The sequence below is a fragment of the Pseudomonas sp. TE3786 genome, from assembly GCF_054057335.1.
Map to the genome: position 1 here is coordinate 31,275 of NZ_JBSRZF010000019.1, position 13,283 is coordinate 44,557.

12 protein-coding genes are annotated in these 13,283 nt (G+C 62.3%); 7 read left to right on the plus strand and 5 right to left on the minus strand.

Annotation, left to right across the window (positions count from 1 at the left end):
* Positions 1-16: 16 nt before the first annotated feature.
* The 4 genes from ACVW0Y_RS19005 to ACVW0Y_RS19020 form a co-directional block, all read right to left on the minus strand.
* The gene (locus ACVW0Y_RS19005; protein ID WP_457440442.1) at positions 17-2,869 is read right to left on the minus strand and encodes a class I adenylate cyclase; all 2,853 of its coding nucleotides are present in this window, start codon (positions 2,867-2,869) and stop codon (positions 17-19) included.
* A gap of 147 nt (positions 2,870-3,016) precedes the next feature.
* Positions 3,017-3,262 (minus strand): TIGR02647 family protein, encoded by a 246-nt coding sequence (locus ACVW0Y_RS19010; RefSeq protein WP_108097988.1) that lies wholly within the window; start codon positions 3,260-3,262, stop codon positions 3,017-3,019.
* Positions 3,263-3,367: 105 nt separating this feature from the next.
* On the minus strand, positions 3,368-4,147 hold the full coding sequence (locus tag ACVW0Y_RS19015; RefSeq protein ID WP_457440445.1) for a substrate-binding periplasmic protein: 780 nt from the start codon (positions 4,145-4,147) through the stop codon (positions 3,368-3,370).
* Positions 4,148-4,248: 101 nt separating this feature from the next.
* On the minus strand, positions 4,249-4,533 hold the full coding sequence (locus tag ACVW0Y_RS19020) for a hypothetical protein (RefSeq protein WP_457440447.1): 285 nt from the start codon (positions 4,531-4,533) through the stop codon (positions 4,249-4,251).
* Between the two features lie 144 nt (positions 4,534-4,677).
* Here ACVW0Y_RS19020 and ACVW0Y_RS19025 point away from each other — a divergent pair, with 144 nt between their 5' ends.
* Positions 4,678-5,340, plus strand: a complete 663-nt coding sequence (locus tag ACVW0Y_RS19025) for a glutathione S-transferase family protein (RefSeq protein ID WP_457440449.1) — start codon at positions 4,678-4,680, stop codon at positions 5,338-5,340.
* Positions 5,341-5,435: 95 nt separating this feature from the next.
* On the opposite strand, the gene argH is transcribed toward ACVW0Y_RS19025, so the two are convergent.
* A complete protein-coding gene (gene argH, locus ACVW0Y_RS19030; protein ID WP_457440451.1) occupies positions 5,436-6,830 on the minus strand; it encodes an argininosuccinate lyase in 1,395 nt (464 codons plus the stop codon).
* Between the two features lie 260 nt (positions 6,831-7,090).
* Here argH and ACVW0Y_RS19035 point away from each other — a divergent pair, with 260 nt between their 5' ends.
* From ACVW0Y_RS19035 to ACVW0Y_RS19060, 6 genes are all read left to right on the plus strand, one after another.
* Positions 7,091-8,167, plus strand: coding sequence for a sensor histidine kinase (locus ACVW0Y_RS19035; protein WP_457440453.1), 1,077 nt, complete (start codon positions 7,091-7,093; stop codon positions 8,165-8,167).
* On the plus strand, positions 8,164-8,910 hold the full coding sequence (locus ACVW0Y_RS19040; RefSeq protein ID WP_110615795.1) for a response regulator: 747 nt from the start codon (positions 8,164-8,166) through the stop codon (positions 8,908-8,910). Before ACVW0Y_RS19035 ends, ACVW0Y_RS19040 begins: the two co-directional genes overlap by 4 nt.
* Before the next feature lie 107 nt (positions 8,911-9,017).
* Positions 9,018-9,959: a hydroxymethylbilane synthase gene (gene hemC / locus ACVW0Y_RS19045; RefSeq protein ID WP_457440455.1), complete on the plus strand. Its 942-nt coding sequence runs from the start codon at positions 9,018-9,020 to the stop codon at positions 9,957-9,959.
* Entirely contained in the window at positions 9,956-10,729 is a 774-nt protein-coding gene (locus ACVW0Y_RS19050; protein WP_457440457.1) for a uroporphyrinogen-III synthase, read from the plus strand. The genes hemC and ACVW0Y_RS19050 overlap by 4 nt, the downstream gene beginning before the upstream one ends.
* Positions 10,730-10,745: 16 nt before the next feature.
* Complete coding sequence (locus tag ACVW0Y_RS19055; RefSeq protein WP_457440459.1) at positions 10,746-11,912, plus strand: uroporphyrinogen-III C-methyltransferase; 1,167 nt, start codon at positions 10,746-10,748, stop codon at positions 11,910-11,912.
* Complete coding sequence (locus tag ACVW0Y_RS19060; RefSeq protein WP_457440461.1) at positions 11,909-13,150, plus strand: heme biosynthesis HemY N-terminal domain-containing protein; 1,242 nt, start codon at positions 11,909-11,911, stop codon at positions 13,148-13,150. The genes ACVW0Y_RS19055 and ACVW0Y_RS19060 overlap by 4 nt, the downstream gene beginning before the upstream one ends.
* The last annotated feature ends 133 nt before the right edge of the window (positions 13,151-13,283 follow it).

The following is a 13,283-nucleotide window of genomic DNA, read 5'->3' on the forward strand; positions in this document are numbered from 1 at the left end:
CGCGGGCTACTCGCGTTTAAGCCCGTTGCAATGCGCTATTCAACGCCGCTTCCAGGCGGGTTTTGTAGCGCAGGTAATGAATGGTCTGGGTCTGGCCTTCGCCGAGCACGCGGGATAGATCCAGGTCGGTGATATAGCAGGGGTAACGTTCGTGGCCGCTGCGCTGCGAGAGAATGTGCCGGGCCACTGCGCTGAACAGTTCGTTGCCATATTCCAGCTCGGAAAACTCGCGGTGGTTGCAATACAGGCTGACGTGTACACGGCCCTGTTCGGCGGGTTCGACAATCGCCTGCACGTCGTAGAACGGATGGCTGACGCCGGATTGCTGGGGCGCGCGGCGCTCGAGGAACTGCGCGCGCATGGGTGCCGGTGGCAGCACTTCGTAGTAGAGAATTTCCAGCGCTTCGGTCTGGGTCAGGTCGGCATCCAGCGGCAACTGCGCGTTGCGGCGGTAGAACACTGACTGCAGAAAGCGTTGCAGCGGGGTCAGCAGGCTTTGCTCGTCACGGAACGGCAGGCGTTGGCGCCATAGGGCGTTGCGCTCATCCAGTACGGTCAGCTCGGCAACCTCTTCGTGCAGGCGGTAGAACACTTGAATGCAGTCAGGCCGGCCGAGCGGCAGGATCAGCGCCAGGTCTTCGCCTTCCAGGGCATGGCGGTCCAGGTGCAGTGGGCTGTAACTGTTCAGCTCGCCACCCAATTGCTCCAACAGCGCCGGCAGGTTGTTCAGGGCCACATGGTCGACCTGCCCGGGCGTCAGCTGCAGTACATGGTATTGCTGCTGGATCTGCACCAGATAACGCTGCCCACGTTCGCCAACAAAGTGCGAAAGAATGTCGCGGAACAGTTCTTCCACCCGCTCGGCAATCGCCTGTGCGCGGTTGCGGCAGAAGCAGCGCACCTTCAACGTCGGCAACTTGCCGCCGGGTGGCAGGCTGTTGAGAAAGTCGCGCAGGCAGTCGAGCAGGGCATTGGCGCCGTCGTAGCGGCTTACCGACAACTCGTTCCAGCTGTTGAGGCTGACCTGGTCGAGGGTCAGTACCAGGTTTTCCCGCACCCCGGAGTAACCCAGGGAGTCGGTACGGCCGGTAGTCATGTGCACATTGAGCTGGCTGTGCTGTTTCAGAGGGTCGATGCCGACATTGACCAACAGCAGCACTTCGCTCGGCGCGCTGCTGTGCAGCAGGGCATCCTCGCTGACCGCCGGCAATGGCAGGGGCACCGCCTGTTGCAAGCTGCCCAGCAGATTGGACAGTTCGAAGTCGGTGAGGTCGCTGTCGCCAGGGTGCAGGGCGATGCGCGTACTGCTGTCGATCACGCCATTACGGTGACACCAGGCCAGCAGCTCGATCAGTTCGCGTGCCCGTTTCAGCGGGGCGAAGTCGCGCCACTCCTGGCCGCTGATGCTGCCGTTGAACAGCGCCCACTGGCTGTCGTCGTTGCCACCGGTACTGGCGTTGAACACCAGGGTAAGGTTGTCTTCGGCGAGGTCGGGGGCGATGCCGGGGTTGATGAACTCAATCTTGCCGGCCTTGCGCTCGAACGCGGCATACAGCCGCCGGCCCAATACCCCAAGGTCACGGCTATTGAGGGAGCTTGAGGCCTGCTGGGTGCGGGCGAACTGGGAAAGAAAGCGATAGCTGTAGGTCAGTTCGTTGACCAGCACCCGGCGCTCGACGCTGACCTGGCGCACCTTCCACTGGCTGCGGCTGTCGAGCATGGCCAGTTGCCGGTGCTGCCAGCCCCAGTCGGCGGTGAGCTTTTCCAGCAACAGGCGTTGCCAGCTCTTGCGCCGGTTGCGCGGCGGATTGCTGATTTTCTTGTTCACCTTGAGGTACAGGCAGCGGCGGATCAGCTCCAGGCGTTCGGTTTCGCCGCGGCCGCTGAGGTATTCCTCCAAGCGGCGGTACACCACCACGTAGGGGTCCAGCTCATCCAGATCGAGCTGGTTGCTGTACACCGCCTGCTTGAAACGCAGGCTCAGGCATTCGACATTGGGGTGTTCGCTGGCATACACCTCGGTAAGCAGCAGCTTGAGCGCCGACTTGTAAGGCGATTCGATACCCTTGAACAGCTGCCACATGCCGGCACCAATAAATTCGCCGGGGGGAATGCTGGCAAGGTGGCCAAGGTCGAGCACCTCGTCGGCGCGGATAAAGCGTTTGCTCAGCAACTGGTGGGTGTACTCGGCGTAGCGCTGCTCTTCATACACCGGCACCAGCCACCACAGCGGCGTGCGCCCGGCCAGCCAGATCGCGGTGCGGTAGAACTCGTCCAGCAGCAGGTAGTGCTGGGTGGTGCCGCAGTCGTCGGAGGTCAGCTGTGCCTCGCGATCACCGACGGTAAAGCGCGCCGGGTCGATCAGAAAGAAATGCGCTTCGGCACCCTGGGTAGCCGCCCAGGCTTCGAGCAATGTGCACTTCTTGGTCAGCTCGAGGATTTCCTGCGCAGTGAGGTCGGGCGCATGGCAGACCCACACGTCCATATCGCTCTGCTCGGCTTGCGCCACCGTGCCCAGGCTGCCCATCAGGAACAGGCCGTGGATCGGCATGGGCGGATTACCGCGCCGCGCTTTGTAAACAAAGGAGCGGGTCAGGCGCTGAGCTTCGCTGAGCAGTTCGTCTTCGGGTTCATAGCCGGACAGGCCGGCCGGGGTAAGGCCGGAGACATAACCCGGAAGCAGTGGATGGTTAACGTGAAACAGCAACGGCAGCAGTTTGAGCACCAGTTGCTGGCGCGTCGACAAACCCTGCATGGCGCGGTCCAGGCGGCCGCTATTGACCTTGAGAAAGCGCGCGCGCAGCTGCGCCAGCACCTTGCGGTCGATCCCTTCGTCGATATTGGGACGAATTTCCTGGGTGCGCGTCATAGCTAACTCATGCCGGTTGGTGGGGCTAGATTAGCAGCCGCGAAACGCCGGTGGCAGAGCTTAAATATTGCCCAGATTGACAGCAGCTTGAGAGGCCAGGCAAAAACAGCCGGGTGGCCGCTTTTGCCCGCGGTGGTCAGCGTGCGGTCAGGCCGCTTCTTCAACGGTGAGAATGGTCAGCAGGTCCTGGGCGTGCTGCGCGGCATCGAGGCCCAGGCTGGTCAGGTAACCGCCGTCGGGCAGGGTAACCAGGCCTTTGTCATGCAGGCGCAGGGTGGCGGCGATGGCCGTTGGCGAGGCGATATGGTGGACCTTGAGGCCTTCCTTGGTGTTGGAAAGGTTGTACAGGGCAAGAATTTCCAGCTCAGCAATCAGTTCGGGGGTAAATGACATGTTTGCTCCAGATTCTTGTAAGGGTGCCTCGCTTCATACAGCGAGTCGGTGGCGAAAGTCGGGACCCCAGGTAGCGGGCAGGGGATCGGTGTGGTGAGCGGCCGTTCAAGGGGCAGCGGTCTGCTTGTTCCTCCAGGTGTCGATGATCTGTTGATAGCGGCCGTCGCTTTCGATCAGGCGCATACCCTGGTCGAAGCGTTCGAGTAACTCGTCGGCTTTGGGATGATGTCGGGAAAAGGATAGATAAATATCGGGGCGGTGCACGGTCATTACCGGGATAAATTGCCCGCGCAGTTCCGGGTGCTCCTCGAACAGCTGCAGCGCGGTGCCGCGAAACGCCAGCATGTAATCGACCCGCGCCCGTTGCAGCATCAGAAAACCGTTGAGATCTTTGCGAACCAGAATTCGGCTCAGGCGGCTGTCGTTATCGAAAGCAGCGCCATATTCGTAGCCATTGGTCACCGCCACGCTCTTGCCGACCAACTGGTCCAGGCTGGTCACCGGCGTGGTGTTGTCGTTGCGCGCCCACAGCAGAATCGCCTCGCGAAACAGCGGGTGCTTGGGCAGGCGGTACTCTTCGGCGATCTTCGGATTGGGCGAGGTGTTGAAGCAGGCCACGATCTGCCCGCGTAGCGCCAGCTGCATGCAGCGTGAATAGGGGAAGGACTCCAACTGCACGTCGGTGCCGGTGGCAGCGAATGCAGCTTTGACGATATCCACCGACATGCCTTGGATTTCGCCATCGCGCAAGGCCGTGTAGGGGTACCAGTCGTCTTCGGCGCCAATCTGAATGCTTTCAGCCTGGACGCGAGACAAACCCAGGACGGCAAATAGCAGGGCCGTGCACAGGGTTGTCCAACTGCTGCAATAGACGCGATGGGTCATCGGTACAGGCTCAGAGGCCACCCAGTTGGGCGGGTCACGGCATGGTGCTATGGCCGTGAGGCTAATCCGCTGCGCTGAGTCAAGGCAAGCGCTGCTTTTAGCTATTCGTCCTCGTCGCTGCCGGCGGGCAACTCCGGCAGGGCGCGCAGGGCCTGCTCGTACCAGGCGGTATCGAACGGGCGGTCCTCATCGAGCATGGCGTCGATCTCGTGGGCCAGCACCAAGGCCATCAGTTGCAGGATCTCCTCGCGCGGATAACCCACCAGCGTCAGCTTGTTGTAGGCGGCTTTGGCGGCCGGCGGGTTATCGGTTTCGATCTGGTTTTCGATGGCCTGGGTCAGGGTCGCTTCGGCGAAGGCTTCTTCGCTCTCGTCAAATTCGCTCATGGCGAGCTCCTTGGGAAACAAGGCCGCAGTGTGCCACGGTCTGTCGACGATGGCGTACGCATTCATGGGGTTGATTCGGCTGGGCGATTGGCGTGCCGGGGTTTATAAGAGACGACGCCCACTCCACCCGGAACGGAAGTTGTCATGCTCAAACTGCACGGTTTTTCGGTTAGCAACTACTACAACATGGTCAAACTGGCCTTGCTGGAAAAGGGCATCGCCTTTGCAGCGGTGTCGGTGCACGGCGGTCAGCGCGAGGACTTTCTCGCCATCAGCCCACGCGGCAAGGTGCCGGTGCTGCAGACCGAACAGGGCTATATCAACGAAACCAGCGCCATCCTCGACTACCTCGAAGAAACCCAGAGAGGCAAAGCCCTGCTGCCCAGCGACCCACAGGCACGCGCCTATGTGCGTTCGCTGATGCGCGAAATCGAGCTGTATATCGAGCTGCCGGCACGCGCCTGCTACCTGGAAGCCTTTTTTGGCGGCAAGGTGGACGAGGCGATAAAAGCCAAGAGCAAGGAAGATCTGACGCTGGGTATCGCCACCCTGAAGCGTCACGGCAAGTTCGCACCCTATGTAGCGGGCGACTCGCTGACCCTGGCTGACCTGTATTTTCTCTACAGCCTGGATCTGGCCTGTGTGGTGATGGGCAAGTTGTTCGCCACCGACGTGCTGGCTGATTTCCCGCAGGCCAAAGCGTTGTTCAAGCTGCTGAGCCAGAACCCCAATGTACAGAAAGTGGCGGCGGACAAAGATGCCGAGATGGAGCAATTTCTGGCGATGGCGCGCGGCACCAAGAAGTAGTTTTCATCAGCTGAAAAGCATCGCGGCTGAAGCCGCTCCTACTGGATTGTGCGATCCGTAGGAGCGGCTTCAGCCGCGATGGGTATTGCAGGAATTTAACGGCTTGCGAGCAAGGCCTTGCCCCGCACCACTGCCGCGCGCACCTGATTCGGCGCAGTACCGCCGATATGGTCGCGGGCATTCACCGAGCCCTCCAGGGTCAGTACCGCGAACACGTCCTGCTCGATCTGGTCGCTGAACTTGCGCAGCTCTTCCAGGCTCATCTCGGCCAGGTCCTTGCCGGTTTCCACGCCGTATTTCACGGCATGGCCGACGATCTCGTGGCAGTCGCGGAAGGGCAGGCCCTTGCGTACCAGATAATCGGCCAGATCGGTGGCGGTGGAGAATCCACGCAGGGCAGCTTCGCGCATGATCGCGGTTTTCGGTTTGATCGCCGGCACCATGTCAGCAAAGGCACGCAGGCTGTCGCGCAGGGTGTCGGCGGCGTCAAACAGCGGTTCTTTGTCTTCCTGGTTGTCCTTGTTGTACGCCAGCGGCTGGCCCTTCATCAGGGTCAGCAGGCCCATCAGGGCACCGAACACGCGGCCGGATTTGCCACGCACCAGCTCCGGTACATCGGGGTTTTTCTTTTGCGGCATGATCGAGCTGCCGGTGCAGAAGCGGTCCGGCAGATCGATGAACTGGAACTGCGCGCTGGTCCACAGCACCAGTTCTTCGGAGAAGCGCGACAGGTGCATCATCGCCAGGGACGCCGCGGCGCAGAATTCGATGGCGAAGTCGCGGTCGGAAACGCCGTCCAGCGAATTGCCGCCAACCGCGTCGAAACCCAGCAGCTCGGCGGTGATTTCCCGCTGAATCGGGTAGGTGGTGCCGGCCAGTGCGGCCGAGCCCAGCGGCATGCGGTTGGTGCGCTTGCGGCAATCGACCAGGCGCTCGTAGTCACGCGAGAGCATTTCGAACCAGGCCAGCAGGTGATGACCGAAGGTCACCGGTTGCGCGGTCTGCAGGTGGGTGAAGCCCGGCATGATGGTGCCGGCTTCGCGCTCGGCCTGTTCCAGCAGGCCCTGTTGCAGGCGGGTGATTTCGCTGAGGATCAGGTCGATCTCATCACGCAGCCACAGGCGGATGTCGGTGGCCACCTGGTCGTTGCGCGAGCGGCCGGTATGCAGTTTTTTGCCGGTAACGCCGATGCGGTCGGTCAGCCGCGCTTCGATGTTCATGTGCACGTCTTCCAGATCCACCCGCCAGTCGAAGCTGCCGGCCTCGATTTCGCTCTGAATCTGCTTCAGGCCGGCTTCAATCGCGTCGCGCTCGTCGCTGGTGAGTACGCCGACCTTGGCCAGCATCGTGGCGTGGGCGATGGAGCCCATGATGTCGTGGCGGTACAGACGCTGGTCGAAGTTGACCGAGGCAGTGAAGCGGGCAACAAAGGCGTCGACTGGCTCGCTGAAGCGGCCGCCCCAGGATTGGTTGGTCTTTTCGGTGCTCATGGCAATGGCTCGGCTGGTGCGCAAAACGGGCAGACCGCGGTGGGCGGCCGGCGTGGAAAATTGTGCGGATGATAACAGGGTAGCGGGCAAAATCGCCGCGACGCTTTGTCGTGTCCGCGACCTTGGTACCGCCAGGCAAACGCCCTGGCAATGTAGGGCGGATCACAGTTTTCGCTACGAGATGGCCATTTGCTGCTTTATTTAGTCCGTGCAGCGCCAGCCTGCTTGCTGCCGTGCATGCTGCCCCGGAAACTGTGCCGATGCGTATCGACTGGTTGAAACCGAAAAAAACCGCGCCCGGCGAATTCTTTCTGCCCGAGCTTTGCCTGCCTGAAGCCTTGCTGGTGCTGGTGTTACTCGCCGAGCTGCTGGTACTGGTGCTGGTATTGGCCGAGCCCATGCAGCCAGGCTTCAACTGGATTCGTCTGGCCCTGACGTCATTGTTCGTGCAGTGGATCGTGCTGCTGTCCGCTGGCCTGATGTGTCAGCTGCGGCCGTTGCTGGCGCGCTTGCCGGCGGCGCTGGCCGGGCTACTCTGTTGCCTGCTGGTGGTGGGACTGACCCTCGGTTGCACGGCGGTGGCCGACTATTACGACCTGGGTGGGCCCTTGCCGCGTGCAGGTGAGGTCAATCTTTATCTACGTCATGCGTTGATAAGTCTGATCATGTCGGCGCTGCTGCTACGCTACTTCTATCTGCAGAGCCAGTGGCGTCGCCAACAGCAGGCAGAGTTGTCGGCGCGGATCGAATCATTGCAGGCGCGGATCCGCCCGCACTTTCTGTTCAATAGCTTGAACAGCATTGCCAGCCTGGTGGTGATCGACCCTTACAAGGCCGAGCAGGCGGTGCTGGATTTGTCCGATCTGTTTCGTGCCAGCCTGGCCAAGCCCGGCAGCCTGGTGCCCTGGAGCGAAGAACTGGAGCTGAGCAAGCGCTATCTTTCGATCGAACAATATCGGCTCGGCGAGCGTCTACAGTTGGAGTGGCAGGTGGAGACGGTACCGGATGATCTGCCGATTCCGCAGCTGACCTTGCAGCCATTGTTGGAGAACGCTTTGATCTACGGTATTCAACCGCGCATCGAAGGGGGCGTGGTACGCATAGAAGCAGATTACAAAGACGGGGTGTTCCAGCTGTGTGTCAGCAACCCCTATGAGGAGGGCAGTGAGCACCAACCCTCTCGTGGTACACATCAAGCGTTGGTGAATATAGATGCGCGTCTTGCGGCACTTTTTGGCCCTCGCGCAAGTCTGAGCGTGGATCGCCGTGACGGGCGCCACTTCACCTGTCTACGCTATCCTTGTGCGAGACTCACGCAGGAAGCCCGAGCAATATGAATGTCCTGATCGTCGATGATGAACCCCTAGCCCGCGAGCGCCTCAGCCGTATGGTCGGTGAGCTCGATGGTTACCGAGTGTTGGAGCCCAGTGCCAGCAATGGCGAAGAGGCGTTGACCCTGATCGATAGTCTTAAACCCGATGTGGTGTTGCTCGATATCCGCATGCCGGGTCTGGATGGTTTGCAGGTCGCTGCCAAACTCTGCGAACGCGAAGCGCCGCCAGCGGTGATCTTCTGCACCGCGCACGATGAATTCGCCATCGATGCGTTTCAGGTCAGCGCCGTCGGCTATCTGGTCAAGCCAGTGCGTCCGGAAAGCCTGATCGAAGCGCTGAAAAAAGCCGAGCGTCCCAACCGTGTACAGCTCGTGGCGCTCACCCGCCCGGCCGCCGAAACTGGCAATGGCCCCCGCACCCATATCAGTGCCCGTACCCGTAAAGGCATCGAACTGATTCCCCTGGATCAGGTGATCTATTTCATTGCCGACCACAAATACGTAACCCTGCGCCACGAAGGCGGCGAAGTATTGCTGGACGAGCCGCTGAAGGCGCTGGAGGACGAATTCGGTGATCGCTTCGTGCGCATCCACCGCAACGCGCTGGTGGCCCGTGAGCGTATCGAGCGCCTGCAACGCACGCCCCTTGGGCATTTCCAGCTGTACCTCAAAGGCTTGAATGGCGATGCCCTGATCGTCAGCCGCCGCCATGTGGCCGGCGTGCGCAAGCTGATGAACAACCTCTGACGTCGCCCGCCTGATTGGCTGCTGCGGCAGCCGGTCGCCCTGACGGCGGGTGCACCACCCGCGCGGCTGTCTTACTATGCGCGGGTTAATTCCGTTCGAGAGCCGTCATGTCGTCCCGCGAAATCCGCATCGCCACCCGCAAAAGTGCCCTGGCCCTCTGGCAGGCTGAGTACGTCAAAGCCGCATTGGAAGCTGCGCACCCGGGGCTGATCGTCAGCCTGGTGCCCATGGTCAGTCGCGGCGACAAGCTGCTCGACTCGCCGTTGTCGAAAGTCGGCGGCAAGGGGCTTTTCGTCAAAGAGTTGGAAACCGCGTTACTGGAAAACCAAGCCGACATCGCCGTGCACTCGATGAAAGACGTGCCGATGGATTTTCCCGAGGGTTTGGGCCTGTATTGCATCTGCGAGCGTGAAGACCCGCGTGACGCCTTTGTCTCCAATACCTACGAAAGCCTGGAAGCGCTGCCGCAAGGTGCCATCGTCGGCACCTCCAGCCTGCGCCGCCAGACCCAATTGCTGGCTATCCGTCCGGACCTGCAAATCCGCTTCCTGCGCGGCAATGTCAACACCCGCCTGGCCAAGTTGGACGCCGGCGAGTACGACGCGATCATCCTCGCCGCTGCCGGCCTGATTCGCCTGGGCTTCGGTGCGCGCATCCGCTCCAGTATCAGCGTGATCGACAGCCTGCCCGCCGGTGGCCAGGGGGCCGTCGGCATCGAATGCCGCAGCGCCGACCGCGAGATTCATGCCTTGCTCGAACCGCTGCATCACCATGAAACCGCGTTGCGGGTCACCGCCGAGCGCGCCTTGAACAAACACCTGAATGGCGGTTGCCAGGTGCCCATCGCCTGCTACGCCGAGCTGCAAGGCGAGCAGCTGTGGCTGCGTGGCCTGGTCGGCCAGCCGGATGGCGGCCTGTTGCTGCGCGCCGAAGCCACCGGCTCGGTTAAAGATCCGCAGGCGCTGGGCGTCGGCGTCGCCGAAGACCTGCTGCAGCAAGGTGCCGCAGCCATTCTGCAAGCCGTCTACGGCCAGGCCCAAGCCGAGTGACAGCCTGGCGGTTGCTGCTCACTCGCCCGGCTGAGGAGTGCGCCGCTCTGGCGGCCACGCTTGCCGAACAGGGGGTGGTCAGTAGCAGCCTGCCGTTGCTGGAAATCGAGCCGATTGCGCCAACGCCGGAGCAGCAAATCACATTGCAGAAGCTGAACAGCTACTGCGCCGTGATTGTGGTCAGCAAGCCGGCCGCCCGCCTGGGTGTGCAACTGCTGCAACGCTATCGGCCGCAACCGCCAGCGCAGCAACCCTGGTTCAGTGTGGGTGCCGCCACTGCACAGATACTTAGCGACCACGGCCTGAAGGTGAGTTACCCCCGCCAGGGTGATGACAGCGAAGCCTTGCTCGCCATGCCCGAACTGCAACAGGCCTTGCGTAGCGTTGCAGCGCCCCGGGTATTGATCCTGCGCGGCGAAGGTGGCCGCGAAGCCCTCGCCGATTGCTTGCGCGGCCAAGGTGTGTCGGTCGATTATCTGCAACTCTATCGCCGCCAACTGCCGCACTATGATGCCGGAACCTTATCCGCGCGCGTTCAAGCTGAACGCTTGAATGCTCTGGTGGTCAGCAGTGGGCAGGGTTTGCAGCACCTGTTGAGCCTGGCCGGGGCAGACTGGCCGGCGTTGGCGCGGCTACCCTTATTTGTACCGAGCCCGCGGGTTGCCGAGCTGGCAACTGCCGCCGGGGCTTTAGCGGTTGTGGACTGTCGTGGTGCGAGTGCCGCGGCGTTGCTGGCAGCTTTACGGGAACATGCCCCGGCTGCCCTCTGATGCACAGGACGGATACGTGAGCGAAGCAACCCCCTCGAAAGATGACACCCAACCTGCGCTGACGGCACCCACTGCGCCGCGCGTTGACGTGCCTGTCGCCCCGGCGGCCAAGAGCCGTGGTGCCGGTCTGGCAGCGCTGGCCCTGTTGATTGGCGCTGCCGGTGTGGCGGCGGGTGGCTGGAGTGTCTGGCAGGTACGCCTGCTGCAAAGCCATGATCAGGAGCAGGTGTCGCAGCTGGAGCAGGCCCGCAGTCAGGCGCAGCTGCTTTCCCAGCGCGAGCAGGGCCTGACCGAGCGCCTGGCAGCATTGCCGGAGCCACAGGAACTGGAAAGCCGCCGGCGCTTGCTGGCGCAGTTGCAAGGCGATCAGCAGCACCTCAGTGAGCGCGTGGAAAGCGTGCTGGGTGCCAGTCGCCAGGATTGGCGTCTGGCTGAAGCCGAACATTTGCTGCGCCTGGCCGCGCTGCGTCTATCGGCCTTGCAGGATGTCGGCAGTGCCACGGTGCTGGTGCAGGGTGCGGATGAGATCCTCCGCGATCAGGACGACTCGGCCGCCTACGCGGCCCGTGAGCAACTGGCAAAAACCCTGGTGGCCTTGCGCGGTATCACCGCCCTGGATCGTACCGGGCTGTTTCTGCAACTGGGGGCCATGCGCGAGCAGGCCGCCCAGCTCAGCACCCTGGTGCCGGCGTTCAGCAGCAAGGGCGAGCAATTCAATTTCGCCGCCGAAGGCGATGGCCAGGGCTGGTGGGCTGAGTGGTTGGAGAAACTCTCGCGCTATATCCGCATCGACTTCCATGCCGACCAGAATGTGCGGCCGCTGCTGGCGGGGCAAAGCCTCACGCAAGTGCGCCTGGCCCTGACCCTGGCGTTGGAGCAAGCGCAATGGGCGGCCCTGAACGGCAAGCCGGATGTCTATCGCCAGGCGCTGAGCCAGGCGCGCAACGTGCTGGAAAGCTACTTCAATCCCGAGAACCCCGACAGCCAGGCGCTGTTGGCGCGCATCAACGAGTTGGTCAATCAGCCTGTGGCAGTGGCGATGCCGGATCTGACTGCGGCGACGGACGCGGTGCGGGCCTATGTGCAGCGCCGCGAAAATGCCAGCCAGAAACTGCAGGAAGAAAAGCAATCGCAGAGCGACCAGCCGGCGGTTGACGATGAGCTGGAGGAAGTCAGCCCATGAGACGTGTGCTGCTGATTCTGCTGTTGCTGATCGCCGCGGCCGTGCTGATTGGCCTGGCCGTGGTCGAGCATCCCGGTTATGTGCTGATCGCCTATAAAAACTTTCGCTATGAGTCGAGCTTATGGGCCGCGGTGGCCGTGATCGCTGTGGTTGCTCTAGCGGTGTATCTGCTGCGTGTACTGCTAAGCTTGGTGTTTGTCTCGGGCGGGGTGGTCAATCCCTGGTCGCGGCGCAACCGTAACCGTCGGGTGCAACTGGCTTGCGAACAGGGCCTGCTGGATCTGGCCGAAGGCCGTTGGGCACGCGCCGTGCGCCACCTGCAACGAGCTGCCGAGGGAGATCAGCAACCGCTGATTTATTACCTCGGCGCTGCGCGTGCGGCCAATGAATTGGGCGATTACGAGCAGAGCGACGGCTTTCTGGAAAAAGCCCTGGAGCGCCAACCCCATGCCGAGCTGGCCATTGCCCTGGCCCATGCCGAGCTGCAACAGGCCCGCGGGCAAACCGAGGCGGCGTTGGAAACCTTGCAAGTGATGCGCGACCGCCATCCGCACCATCGCCAGGTGCTCAAACATCTGCAGCAGGTGCATCAGCAGCGCGGTGACTGGCCGGCGGTGATCGCCCTGTTGCCGGACCTGCGCAAAGACAAAGTGCTTGGCGAAGCCGAGCTCAGCGCCCTCGAACAGCAGGCCTGGAGCGCCCGTCTGGCCAGCGCCGCCAGCGAAGGTTTGAACACCGGCGAGATTGCCCTGCAGCCACTGACGCAAGCCTGGCAGCACCTGTCGAAAAGCCAGCGCAGCGAGCCGCAACTGGTGGCGGTATATGCCGATCAGTTGCGCTTGCTCGGTGCCCCGGAGGAAGCCGAAGAAGTGTTGCGCAGTGCCATCGCCCGCCAGTACGACAGCCGCCTGGTGGCCCTTTACGGCCAGGTACGCGGTCGTGATCCAGTCAAGCAACTGCAAACCGCCGAGGGCTGGTTGAAGGCCAGTGCCAGCGATCCTCAGCTACTGCTGTGCCTGGGCCGCTTGTGTTTGCAGAATCGGTTGTGGGGCAAGGCGCGTGAGTACTTTGAAAGCAGCCTGAGTTTCGCCCGCAGCCCGCAGGCCTGTGCCGAATTGGCGCGGCTGCTGGCGCAGCAAGGCGAGATCGAGCGCAGCAATCAGTTGTTCCAGGAAAGCCTCGGTTTACTGGATCAGCATCTGCCCAGCCTGCCATTGCCCGAGCCGGCCAACGCCTGAGGGCGGTTTGCCGAGGCGCGGCGTTTTGTCTCGGCGACCTGGCCAGCGTTGTTCGCGGCAGCGCTGCAGGCCTGGCGACGCTTGCCCGCTAACGGACGTGCGGTGCCAGAGGGGCGATGATTGCCGCCTGGCA

Excerpts from the sequence above, each read along its gene's own strand:
- ACVW0Y_RS19005 (WP_457440442.1), bottom strand. The coding sequence starts at position 2,869 with ATGACGCGCACCCAGGAAATTCGTCCCAATATCGACGAAGGGATCGAC.
- ACVW0Y_RS19010 (WP_108097988.1), bottom strand. The coding sequence starts at position 3,262 with ATGTCATTTACCCCCGAACTGATTGCTGAGCTGGAAATTCTTGCCCTG.
- ACVW0Y_RS19015 (WP_457440445.1), bottom strand. The coding sequence starts at position 4,147 with ATGACCCATCGCGTCTATTGCAGCAGTTGGACAACCCTGTGCACGGCC.
- ACVW0Y_RS19020 (WP_457440447.1), bottom strand. The coding sequence starts at position 4,533 with ATGAGCGAATTTGACGAGAGCGAAGAAGCCTTCGCCGAAGCGACCCTG.
- ACVW0Y_RS19025 (WP_457440449.1), top strand. The coding sequence starts at position 4,678 with ATGCTCAAACTGCACGGTTTTTCGGTTAGCAACTACTACAACATGGTC.
- argH (WP_457440451.1), bottom strand. The coding sequence starts at position 6,830 with ATGAGCACCGAAAAGACCAACCAATCCTGGGGCGGCCGCTTCAGCGAG.
- ACVW0Y_RS19035 (WP_457440453.1), top strand. The coding sequence starts at position 7,091 with ATGCGTATCGACTGGTTGAAACCGAAAAAAACCGCGCCCGGCGAATTC.
- ACVW0Y_RS19040 (WP_110615795.1), top strand. The coding sequence starts at position 8,164 with ATGAATGTCCTGATCGTCGATGATGAACCCCTAGCCCGCGAGCGCCTC.
- hemC (WP_457440455.1), top strand. The coding sequence starts at position 9,018 with ATGTCGTCCCGCGAAATCCGCATCGCCACCCGCAAAAGTGCCCTGGCC.
- ACVW0Y_RS19060 (WP_457440461.1), top strand. The coding sequence starts at position 11,909 with ATGAGACGTGTGCTGCTGATTCTGCTGTTGCTGATCGCCGCGGCCGTG.